The organism is Bacteroides sp. (assembly GCF_029057325.1).
GTDB lineage: Bacteria > Bacteroidota > Bacteroidia > Bacteroidales > Bacteroidaceae > Bacteroides.
Window position 1 is genome coordinate 1 of record NZ_JAICZW010000025.1, and the last position, 11,486, is coordinate 11,486.

The 11,486-nt window shown below is 48.7% G+C and carries 7 protein-coding genes and 2 pseudogenes; all 9 read right to left on the minus strand.

Annotation, left to right across the window (positions count from 1 at the left end; genetic code table 11):
- Positions 1–129: 129 nt before the first annotated feature.
- Positions 130–1,416: a retropepsin-like aspartic protease gene (locus K2G43_RS01665; RefSeq protein ID WP_300152805.1), complete on the minus strand. Its 1,287-nt coding sequence runs from the start codon at positions 1,414–1,416 to the stop codon at positions 130–132.
- 46 nt (positions 1,417–1,462) lie between these two features.
- Positions 1,463–1,642 (minus strand): annotated as a pseudogene (locus K2G43_RS01670) (hypothetical protein); the annotation flags it as partial.
- Positions 1,643–1,688: 46 nt separating this feature from the next.
- Positions 1,689–2,978: pseudogene (locus K2G43_RS01675) on the minus strand (PDDEXK nuclease domain-containing protein).
- Positions 2,979–3,360: 382 nt separating this feature from the next.
- Complete coding sequence (locus K2G43_RS01680) at positions 3,361–4,998, minus strand: DUF4080 domain-containing protein (protein ID WP_300152806.1); 1,638 nt, start codon at positions 4,996–4,998, stop codon at positions 3,361–3,363.
- 21 nt (positions 4,999–5,019) lie between these two features.
- Positions 5,020–5,499 (minus strand): GtrA family protein, encoded by a 480-nt coding sequence (locus K2G43_RS01685; protein WP_297645396.1) that lies wholly within the window; start codon positions 5,497–5,499, stop codon positions 5,020–5,022.
- Complete coding sequence (locus tag K2G43_RS01690) at positions 5,474–6,178, minus strand: CDP-alcohol phosphatidyltransferase family protein (RefSeq protein ID WP_300152807.1); 705 nt, start codon at positions 6,176–6,178, stop codon at positions 5,474–5,476. The genes K2G43_RS01685 and K2G43_RS01690 overlap by 26 nt, the downstream gene beginning before the upstream one ends.
- A 339-nt stretch (positions 6,179–6,517) precedes the next feature.
- A complete protein-coding gene (locus K2G43_RS01695) occupies positions 6,518–7,831 on the minus strand; it encodes an ATP-binding protein (protein WP_297644942.1) in 1,314 nt (437 codons plus the stop codon).
- Between the two features lie 18 nt (positions 7,832–7,849).
- Positions 7,850–9,199: a sigma-54 dependent transcriptional regulator gene (locus K2G43_RS01700; protein WP_300152808.1), complete on the minus strand. Its 1,350-nt coding sequence runs from the start codon at positions 9,197–9,199 to the stop codon at positions 7,850–7,852.
- Positions 9,200–9,466: 267 nt separating this feature from the next.
- Positions 9,467–10,954, minus strand: coding sequence for a TolC family protein (locus tag K2G43_RS01705; protein ID WP_300152809.1), 1,488 nt, complete (start codon positions 10,952–10,954; stop codon positions 9,467–9,469).
- Positions 10,955–11,486: the final 532 nt, after the last annotated feature.

Below are 11,486 nucleotides of genomic sequence, written 5' to 3' on the forward strand. Positions count from 1 at the left end.
GTAGTGGATGAGAAATTCTTCCTCTTTAGACTGGCTAAGATTTATGCATACCCCCAATGATTATCGGGTGAGCCATATAGCATCCTAGTTCATTCAATATACATTATCGTGGATTTAATAAAAGTACTGTTATTCTCCACATATAAACATATTCTGATAATTAATCACCAGCCGTTTGAAAGCCAATACGAAATCCACTCCCAATGAACCTGAAAACAATTGGCTGTTGAAATCTGTATTCTTAATGACTTCCGTATCATGCAATGTTACAGTAGAACCTGCTGCCTCGAAACAAAATCTTGGCAATGTTACAGCTTTTGTCTGCGATATTCCACCAAAACCTCCACGGGAAGTTGTCTGTTCTGCAAGTCCCTCAATGGCATCGGGAAATGTTATTGCAAACTTGTTCCCCAAATCAGTCTTTACATTTCCTGTATCAAAAATCAAATCAAAAGGTTGTCCGTTATAACAGATTCGCACTTGAGGTGTATTTGATGATAGATACATATTTGGTTCTCCCTCAGACAGCTTTTGCGGAAAAACGAACTTGCTGGCTTCATTATCTATGATTATTTCCTTTGCATCTCTGATGAAATGATAGCCAAGCACTCCGTCAAATGTAAATACTGAATCCACTTCATTGTCGAGAGGCGCAACCATAAAGACAGGATTATGATATACCAGTTCTCCTATTTTTAGCGAATTTGCCGATGCAAGTTTTACAAAACCTATCTCCATACCTGATACGGGGATTGAATCTGTTATAATTTTCAGACCTACTTCTTCCGCATATTTTTCTGAAACGAAATTACCAAACGAACAACCTGTATCAAAAATATAGTTTTTCGTTATACCATTTACTTCTACAGGTATATAAACATGTTTGCCTCTTCCTATTGTCTCCACACTTAGTGGTACAATAACATCTCGATTGGGACGTTCAAGATAAGGTTTTGGCACATTGGCAAGTGCTTTACCTACTTTTTCAATAAACACAAAACTATAAAGTTTTTCAAACGGTACGGATTCTTTGAGTGCATTAACCAAATCTTCTCCAATTTCTCCTGCTTGTTCATACATTCCTAAATTCAAAAGATTCATACCTTGCAAAGCTGCCATTCCTATTGAGGTTTCTGCTCCCATTTCATTTTGATGATACAACAACAAACTATCAAGGGCGACAGCAGCATTTTCTAACTTGTTAAAGCCAATACCTAACTGTGCATCTGCTATAAAATTGAGCATCTTCACGCTTACAGAATCTTTTAAATTCGGATATTCTTTTCTTAACTGAAACAAATCTCCACTATTAAGGATTTCACCCATTTTCACATCTGCTTGTGTTTGTGAATAAACAGAACTATACCCTAATAAAAAGGTAATAAGGAGAAATGAAAGTCTATTCGTAATTCTCATACTGAATTTAAATGATGGATTAAACATTAAGTAAATATAGGATATAAATCATGAAAAAGGGGTAGCAGACACGTATTTTTTCTCTCGGCTTCAGCTTGCATTTGCAGTGACGCAGATTCATACAAGCATAGAAATCATATTCGGAAATATTCTCGAATTGTTCTCCTATGCAGGTCGTATGAACGAGCGAAAGCAATTCAGTGTTGAAGTATTCGTGTTGTTCCTCTTCTGGTGTTACATAATTTGTATTTCTCCTGCCATATATCTTGGGTTTATGGATTCTTATCTTTATCAAGAAAGGAAGTCAGCTCCTCTTCCACTTCTTCTATGCTTGGCAGAGCCGATTTTAATTTTTCAGGTATAGCCTTGCTCAGTTGGTAATCGCTGATGCCTATCGGCTGGTCGTAGCCTGCCAATGCGTATTGTGCTACAACTTCGTCTTTCCCTTTGCACAACAACAACCCGATGGTCTTGTTGTCATTCTCTCCCCTCAGTTTGTCATCCACCACATTGATATAGAAGTTCAGTTGCCCTGCATACTCCGGTTTGAATGGGGTAGCCTTTAATTCTACCACGATATATGCGTGCAGGGGGAATGGAATATAGAATCAGGTCTGCATAGAAATCACTGTTTCCGACTTGGAAATGCTTCTGTCGGGCAACAAAGGCAAAGCCATTGCCCATTTCCAGCAAGTAACGGGTAACGTGCTTAACCAGTTGTTCTTCTATGTCCCTTTCGTCTGCCTTTTCCTTAGTTCCAGCCAAGTCAAAGATGTATGGGTCTTTCAGAAGGTAATTGGTGAGGTCGCTTTGCGGTGCAGGAAGTGTGGCTGTGAAATTGTTTACCTTATTATTGCTGATTTGTCTGCAGTACAGGTTGGTCTCAATTTGTATTTTAAGGACATTGCTACTCCAGCCCATTTCTACGGATTGTTTCATGTACCAATAGCTTACACCCAATGGAAGCGAACTGTTAAGCATAATCACATGGCTCGCCCAATTGGTTCTTGCAACAGGCGATGCCATAAATATGTTTTCTATATCCTTAATTTCCATACGGTAAATGTCGGATACGGTTTTAGCAACATTATGAATTTGTGCAAGAGGTTCTTGCGTGATTATAATTTCTTTGTTATCAATGAATTGAATTTGCGCAAGAGGCTCTTGCGTAAATCGTAAATCGTTTAAGTAGCGTACTTCGTCTGCAATTTTTCCACGTTTGGAGCTATCAGCTTTGCATCCGTTTTAATGAAATTCTGTAATGTCCTTAAAGGATATGCCTTTGCAAACTGACACATATAAGTAAGGTTGCGTTCCGAATAGCCTTTCTTTTCGGGGAAATTCAGCCGGATAGCCTTTGCCAGTTGCTTGATGATTTTACTTCCCCATCCGTATAAGTTTTGATGATAGAGGATATAGTTGCCCATTTTCCAGTAATGGAACAACATTTGCGCATTGGCAGCGGTAATCAGCCGGACTTGCGCCTGTTGTATTTCCGAACCGACAGCAGTTATAAATGCGTCAAAGTTCGTCTTTTCTATGTTATCTCTGTTGTTGCTCATCTTATGCTACTTTCAGCATACAAATATAATTCAATGGTGGTAATATCTGAAACTAATGTATTTTTTTGTACTCAAAAAGATCATTTTGCGGATCCGGTTGAATGCCTGCATGCTTTTCAAACAGGATATCCATGTCTCTGAACGCTTTATTTCCCTTTGTAAAATAGTCTTTCTGTGCGGCAAAAAGTGATAAACTCAGTGGAAAAAGTTCATCTCAGCGCCTGAGATGTATATCTCAGCACGCGAGATGTACATCCCGGCACACGAGATGTGTATCTCAGGCGCTGAGATATAGTTTTTCCTGTGTCTTGCATCTTTTTGTTGGCTGTGTTTTGCTTCTTTTTATCGGCAGTTCGATGAGATGTGTACCTTTATGGGATGCTCATGATTCCGCCTTGAATACCGGCTCCGCCTTCTGTATCTCCGATTCAAAGCCGAACCAGTAGCCTGCCTGCTTCTCCTCGTCCATCGGGAGGAAGCATAGGCGGAGGCTCTGCTTGTATGCTCCGTAGATTACGTTCCATTGTTCGGGCGGCGTCTGCCGTTTGGTTCTGACCTTCTCGGCGGGCTTTTTCTTCAAGGACATGCCGGCTTCTATCCAGGCGATGGTAATCGAAGTCAGGTATGCGGGATAGTGGATGCTGCAAAAGTCATAGAAGACCAGGCCGCGCTTTTCCAGGCTCATGGGCTGGTCTATCAGGTTCTGCTGTATCAGGTACTTCAGGAAGAGGGGGAGGAACGTCTCGTTCTCCACTATCAGCCAGCGGGTGACGCATTGCCAGGCGGCGGTGTTGTAGAATCCGTCGAGCAGGCGCGACAGTTGGCGGGCGGTCTGAAGCTCGCCGACGCTGATTTCGTTGGTTTGGAGCACTTCGTAGGGGGGAAGGGGGGAGTAGCGGATGCCCAGTTCTTCCGCTCTTCTCCGCATCTCTGTGCCCGGAAGCAGTTTCAGCGATTCCAGTTGTATCTCTCCGGCGTTGTATGCGGCAAGCGTGCGTACGTCTTCAAAGATTTCGGACAGCCGATAGAGGGGCAGGCCGGCGATGAGGTCGGCGTGTGTCTCCATGTTGGGCAGCGAACACAGGAAGCGGAGGCCTTGCAGCGCATCGTCCAGGCTTCCCAGTCGTCGGCTTGTTTGGAGGACCGGTTCACGCAGGCTCTGGATGCCTGCTTCCAGGTGGAGCAATCCTTGGGGCAGCCTCTTCAGTTCTTCTTTCAGCTCGTCGGACAGCAGGGCGGGGTGCATCTCCAAATGGAAGCGGATGTCGGGCGCGAACTCCAGGAAGAGTCGGAGCAATGCCATGGCGTGGCGCGGGTTATAGTTGAAGGTCCGGTCGAGGACACGCACGTTCTTGATGCCATGTTGCCGGATGGTGTGGAGGCGTTCGCGGATGCTTTCGATGGAGAGCGTGCGTACCGGCTTTTCGCCGCCACTGACGCAGAAGGCGCAAGTGTTGAAGCATCCCCGTGTCGTTTCAAGTTGCACGAATGGTTTGTCCCAGTTGAAGAAACGGCTTTTTTCCGGCGGCACCAGTTCCGAGAAGCGGAGCACGCGGGCGATGCCGTTGTCTATGTATCGATGTCGGGCGTCGAGGTAACAGAGTCCGGGGATGTCGTGCCACAATTCCGGCCGGTCATGGTGAGCCAGCCATTGCGGGAAGGCCTCTTCGCCCTCGCCTCTGAATACGCAGTCGATGAAGGGATTTCTGTGCAGGTAAGTTTCGTTGTCTCCCAAGAACTCCGGTCCTCCCAAGACGACGCGGCAGCGGGGGAGCAATGCCTTCACTCTGGCGACGATGTGCAGCAGCTGTTCGTGGTTGAACAGCCAGGCCGTCGCTGCGATGATGTCGGGGCGGTGCCGACAGACTTCATCGACAATCATTCCCGCCTGTTCGTTGATGGTGGCGGAGACCACTTCCCACGTGACGGACTCATCGTCCGCTACCTGCGCATGCAGTGCGGGAAGCGCCAGCGAGGCGTGCGCATACGAGCTGTTCAGGTCTATCCAAAGAAGTTTCATGTGCCGGTCGTTTCTTCCGTTTCAAGATTTTTCGATTACGCTGTTTCCGGAAACCCGGCTGAACAAGGTGCATTTGCGGAAAACAACCGTATCTGCCAGAAAGTAGTTGAAAAGTCCGGAGATGAGCAAGGCGGCAAAGTTGCACCATATCACATCCCAGCCGAATACCCTTTCGAAGAGCAACAGGAAAACCATCTTCACGAGGAAGCCCAGAACGGACGACAGGTTGAAGACAACGAAACGAAACCAGAAGTCGCGCATGCACCTGCCTTCCAACCGGTCTTTCCATATCCAGCAATAGGACCAGAGGAAGTTGCTCATCACCGCAAACTCGAACGAGATGATGGGGGAGAGGATGTAAATCCCGTAATAGTCTTCGAACAGGAACTTGGAGCACACCCATAGCACCAATGTATCGACACCGGTGCCAAACAGACGGCTCACGACAAATTCAATGTAAGTACGTAAGTTCACGTCACGCTTTTTTATGTTGAGGGACATACGGTTTCAGAGGGTCGCGTTCCGACAGCATGCGACGGTCGGTCAGGAACTGGCTGAGCCATGCTCCGAAAAGGAAGAGGGAAATCAGCAGGCCCATGATGTCGAACACGCCTAACGCCTGTCCGCATACCACCCAGGAGAATTCGGACAGCGGGGTGTACATGAATATCGTATTCATCAGAATCACCGCCAGCCTGAATTCCGTGGGGCCGAAGCTGCCATACGTCAGACGGAACTCGTCTTTGAGAATCGTAGATATATAAGTATAAATGGAGAGTACCAGATAGCCTGCCAGTACCAGCATCGCCACATCCAGCCTGAACATGGGAGAGAGTCCGGCACCGATACACATGATGCAGATGGTGACGGCATCCAGCGTATGGTCGATGAAGAAGCCATAGATAGGACGTTGCGCGTGGCGCACACGAGCCAATGTTCCGTCCAGGCTGTCGCCATACCAGTTGACGAACAACCCGAAAGAAGAGAGCCACAAATAACCGGTGTCGATATGTGCCAATATAAAGCCCACTGCACAAATTACGGCACCCAACACTCCGGTATAAGTAAGTATATCCGATGTCATCCACGCCGGCTGCCTTTCGGCAAGCCATACCAACACTTTCTTCTCCATTGCATTCAGCAATGAAGTCTGAATTCTATTTGATTCTTCTTTTCCCATTTTTATTTTTTGCAAAAATATATATGTTAAATGAAGCAAAGTATCAAAAAGTTTTCTTTTTGGGAGTATTTAACGTTCGAGGAGACCTGATTTGATTTATTTAATCTACCGATGGCTGTCGGTGGCTGTCTATCTGCAGTTCCGACAGCCCCTGATCGCTTCTTGTCCGGCATCGGAAACGGTCGGGGGGAAGGTAGTCCGAAAAGCCTGTCGCTGCTTACATTGTGTCACGATTTTAGGCACGGGTTTACACAGATTACACGGATTTTTTCTTTGCTTGAACCGTGAAATCCGTGCCTAAAAAAGCATAACGGAAGTTCCCGGACAGCCTGGGTGGAGTTACGGGAATTGGATGCGGAAGCGGGTCAGCCCGTCGCTGTGGGTACGTAGCGAGAACGTACAGTTGTGGCGGGTGAGTACCTCGCGGATAAACACCAGTCCGATTCCCTGTCCGTTGGGCTTGGTGGAGAAGAAGGGGTTGAAGAGCTTGGTTTCTACCTCCTTGCTGATGCCGGGGCCGTTGTCGATGACCTCGATGGAGGCGGGAACGAGGGTTCTGACCACAATCTCACCCTCGCTTTCTGCCCTGTCGGGGGCGTTTGCGATGCTTTCTACCGCATTTTTGATGATGTTTACCAACACTTGCTCAAAGAGGGCGGTGTCCATTCGGACCATCCCTACCTCAGGGTCGCACTCCAAACGCAACTTGATGCGACGGTCGTTGCACATGCCTTCCATGAAACGCTTGCAAGTAGATACCTGTTCGTTCAGTTGTGCTGGCATTAAAGTGGGATCGGGAATCTTCACGACGTCTGCAAAGCGGGTGATGAAGCGGCTCATGGAGAAGCAACGCTCCGTGCAGATGCGCATCATGTCGCAGATGTCTTCCATCTCTTTCTCTGTGGAAAGCGTCTCTTCCACCGTGTCGAGGGTGGAAGTGATGCCTGCGGTTGTGTTGTTTACTTCGTGCGCTATCATGCGGATGACCTTCTCATACGCCTGTTTTTCGGCCCGCATCACCTCTTCCGTCATGCGTTCTATCAGAAAGAAGGGATGCTTGAAGCCTTGGTCTATGAAAGAGGTATGTGTGCATTTGTAGATATTGGCATCGTTCAGATGAATCATGGCAATCTTGTCTTTGGGGACGGCGGAGAGCTCGACCGCCAATAGGGAATCTATCTGATCGAGCCGTTTACCGATGGCCTCTTCCGGCCGGATATTGAGCATCTTTAGTGCCATCGGGTTCAGTTGCGTCACTTCTTCATGCAGCGACAGGATGACTACTCCCATGGGGGATGCCTGAATCAGCAGGTCCAGAAAGTGGTTCTGTTCGCGCAGGCGCAACCGTTCGTTCTTGAGCTGGTCCATCATGCGGTTGAAGATGTTCACAATGCGGTCGGCCTCATGTTGTTTCACGCAGCTGAGGCGGCTGCTGAAGTCCTGTTCGCGCAACAGCTCCATGCCGTTACCTATGCTGTTTATGGGCTTGACTATCTTCTTGTAGAACAGAATCAGGTAGAGCAGAATCAGTGCCATGAATCCTTCCATCAGAAACAGATGCAGCTCTTGCTTGACATCCAGAAGGTATATCAATGCTCCGCCCAGTCCGATCAGCAGGAGAACCAGTATGTAGAAGAAGAATTTGATGCGCACGTTTGATGATGATTGATTTTATGGCACGATGTTGTATTTCTCTAACCGGCGATAGAGCGAGGCGCGACTGATGCCCAGCGATGAGGCTACTTGGCTGAGATTGCCGTTGTGCTGCTCCATGGTCTGCAGAATCGTTTGCCGTTCTATCTCTTCCAGGGTCATGCCGGCAAGGGAGGCTTCGGCGGCTTTTCCCGATGCGTTGTGCTGTAAGTAGCGGATGTCGAAATCGGCCGCTTCCAATATCGGTTTCCCGCAGACCAGGATGGTGCGTTCGATCAGGTTCTTCAATTCGCGGATGTTGCCGGGATAGGGAAGGCGCGACAAGAAATCGAGCGCGTCTGCCGAGAACTCCGTATGCGGCAATCCGTTGGTTTCCGCCTGACGGGTGGCAAAGTGGCGGGCAAGCAGCGGTATGTCGTCGCGGCGTTCACGCAGTGCAGGCAGTTTTATGGTAATCAGGTTGATGCGGTAGTAAAGGTCTTCGCGGAAGGTGTGTTCGGCAACCATCTTCTGCAGGTCGGCGTTGGTGGCGGCCACCACGCGCACATCGACTTTGCGCGGACGGCTGTCGCCTAACACCTCAAATGTCTGGTCTTGCAGCACACGCAGCAGTTTCACTTGGCAGGAAAGGTCGAGTTCGCCAATCTCATCAAGAAAGATGGTGCCTTTGTTCGCCATTTCAAAACGCCCTGTCCTGTCGGAAACGGCATCGGTGAATGCTCCTTTCTTATGGCCGAACATTTCGCTTTCGAACAGGCTCTGTGAAATGCCGCCGAGGTTGACCTTGACAAAGGGGTGTTTGGCCCGTTGGCTGTTGGCATGGATGGCTTCGGCTATCAACTCCTTGCCTGTTCCGCTTTCGCCGGTAATCAGGATGGAGGCGTTGGTGCGGGCGATGCGGGCCACGGTCTCCAGTACGTCTGTCAGCCCTTTCGACTGGCCGATGATGTTGCTGCGGTCTAATGTCAATTCATGCGCTTTGTTTCCTTGCTCCGAGGCGGCGGAAAGTTCGAGGGCTGTCTTGATGCGTTGCAGGAGGGCGGCATTGTTCCAGGGTTTGGTGATGAAATCAAAGGCGCCGGCACGCATGCCTTGTACGGCCAGTTGGATGCTTCCCCAAGCTGTCATCAGGATGACGGGCACATCGGGATGGAAAATCTTTACCTGTTTCAGCAGGGTGAGCCCCTCTTCTCCGGTGGTGGAAAGGGTGAAGTTCATATCCATCAGAATCAGTGCGGGTGCTTCGTTTCGGACAATTTCCATCGCTTCGCAAGGCCCCGAAGCTGTTTTTATTTCATATCCGGCCCGTTTCAGCATGAAGCTGAGTGAAGAGCGTACGGTGCTATCGTCATCTATTATCAGTATCATGGTAATGTTATTGCTGTTTGCTTTTGCAAAATTAGAGTTTTTTTGTGATTCCCGGTCTGAAAATCAAAAGAAATGCTGTGAATGGGAACAAAACACGGAGACACGGAGGCACGGAGTTTTTTTGTCTTGAGACGAGGGAGACTGAAGAGTCTGTTCTTCAGAGATAAGAGCGGAAGGAGGTATTTTCATTCTCTCTTCATTCTCTCTTTACTCTCTCCTTATTCTCTTAAAGAAAAACTCCGTGTCTCCGTGCCTCTGTGTTCTGCATCAAGATTTCACAATGTCTTCAAAGTCCGCCTCCAATTCCGTGTTCCGTTCAAAATCCCACAATGTCAGGCTGCGGAGTTGATAGAAGTAGTACCAGTAGTAATAGAGTTCGGAGATGTGCTTCTGCCGTGCTTCGTCTTTGGAGTTCTGCGCGTCGTTCAGGTCCAGCGTGCTGATTCGGCCAATCATGAATGTCTCGACACTTGTCCGGTAGCGCTTTTCGGCGATGATGTCCGCTTCTTCGGCGATGTCCAGCTGCTGCGCCTGGTTGTTGAAGTTGGCGACCAGCAGGAAGATATCTTGGTTGAAGTCCATCTGCTCCTGCCTGATTCTGGACAGCACCACTTCCCGGTTGCTCTTGGCCACCCGTACCTTGCCGCGGCGTTTGCCCCAGTCGAGAATCGGAATCTTGACTCCCACCTGTACGATCTGGTTGTCGAGCAAATCTTTGTATGCCGCTGAAAACTCCTGGTTTTGTCCGGTATATCCCACGCTGGCAAACAGGTCGATGCTCCGCAGGTTTCCCCGTGCCGAGGCAACCGCGTAATCGGCTTCCAACTGGCGGCGGCGGATGTTTTGGGCGAATGAGTTACGTACCAGTGCCTTGTTCAGGACATGGTCGTACTCGATGTTGACATCGGGCACGGAAGCGGGCAGCACCGGATTCAGAGTCTCCTGTTCGGATACGCCAAGGAAGGAGCGGAGCTGGAACATCCTGGCTTTCAGAGAACTTTCCGCCTCCGTTACGTCCGCCTTGCCTTGCAAAGCGTTCAGCTTGAGTTGCAGCAGGTCGTTTTCCGAAATCTGTCCCATCTTGCGTTTGGCAATCGCCACTTCATAGAGCCGGTCGGCATTCGTCTTGTTTTGTTGTGCGGTTGCCAGTCCCTCTTTGGCCAGCAGCAACTGGAAGAAGTAAGTGATGGTTTTCATGGTCACCTCTTCTGTGGCGGAGATGAATTTCGCTTTCGCTTCGGCATAGCGCACGGGTTCGATGCGGCGGTTCCACTTCAATGAATTGACTCCGAAGACGGGTTGTGTCAGTTCAAGGCTGAGGGGGACGGACATGAACTGCTTGTTGCCATCGGACCCTAATTGCTTGAGATAGTCGAGCGAGGAGGTCAACGACAGCTTGCCTCCCGTGAACCATAGATTCTGGTCAATGGACAGCTGGCCGGACAATCCCAACGTGTTGTTGCGGACAAAGCTGTAGGAACCGTCTGAGTTCTGATAAGTGCTGTACGATTTCCTGTAATTGGGCAGCGTACCGGTGAGGTTCACTTCCGGCAACAAATCCGCCCGGAAAGTGCGGTATTCCCAGTAGGCGGTTTTCAGTTCGTTCAGCGCTACGGCGGCATCCACAGATTGGGTACGTGCCAATGCGATGGCTTCGGTCAGGGTGATGTTGCGCTCATTTTCTTGCATATCGTTTTGCGCCGTTAAGGTCAACGGCATCAAAAAACAGGCGGCGAGTAAGATATTCTTTTTCATATTCGGTTTTTAAATAAGTCACCGACAGAAGAGCAAAGAGTGTGCCAAGTGTCCCGAAGGCTGTCGGAAGAGATTGAAGGAAAACACTCACTGCTTACTATATGCTCCGATTCTGAACGAAAAATGTGCGTTTTTTACGGGCAATACAAGAAGAAAGTCATGAAATCGGCCTGAATTTTGTCTAAAAGGAAATGCGATGAAAATTTGCGGAAAATCCGGGAAGAGGAGATGAGTGTCCGTTTTCGAACAGTACAGGTGTTCATTTGCGGACAATGGAGCATGTTTTTGGGATGAAGATTATTTTTTGGGGGGCTGTCGCCGAATTGTCCGATAGCCACCGGCTGTGAGCGTGGCGTTGAATCCGGCATCTCTTTTTGCGTGTAAAATATTTTTTCGTTCCCTTTTTGCTGCCGGCTGATTCCGCTGAAAAAACGGCTTTCTTCCTTTTATCCCCGGTTCTTCCTATCTACATCCTATCCTACCCCTACCAGGGCCTATTCGGCTTCGGACGTTCTTCGGACAAACTCCACTC

Bases quoted from the DNA above. Each gene is read 5' to 3' on its own strand.
- K2G43_RS01665 (WP_300152805.1), bottom strand. From the start codon at position 1,416: ATGAGAATTACGAATAGACTTTCATTTCTCCTTATTACCTTTTTATTA.
- K2G43_RS01680 (WP_300152806.1), bottom strand. From the start codon at position 4,998: ATGAAACTTCTTTGGATAGACCTGAACAGCTCGTATGCGCACGCCTCG.
- K2G43_RS01685 (WP_297645396.1), bottom strand. From the start codon at position 5,499: ATGTCCCTCAACATAAAAAAGCGTGACGTGAACTTACGTACTTACATT.
- K2G43_RS01690 (WP_300152807.1), bottom strand. From the start codon at position 6,178: ATGGGAAAAGAAGAATCAAATAGAATTCAGACTTCATTGCTGAATGCA.
- K2G43_RS01700 (WP_300152808.1), bottom strand. From the start codon at position 9,199: ATGATACTGATAATAGATGACGATAGCACCGTACGCTCTTCACTCAGC.
- K2G43_RS01705 (WP_300152809.1), bottom strand. From the start codon at position 10,954: ATGAAAAAGAATATCTTACTCGCCGCCTGTTTTTTGATGCCGTTGACC.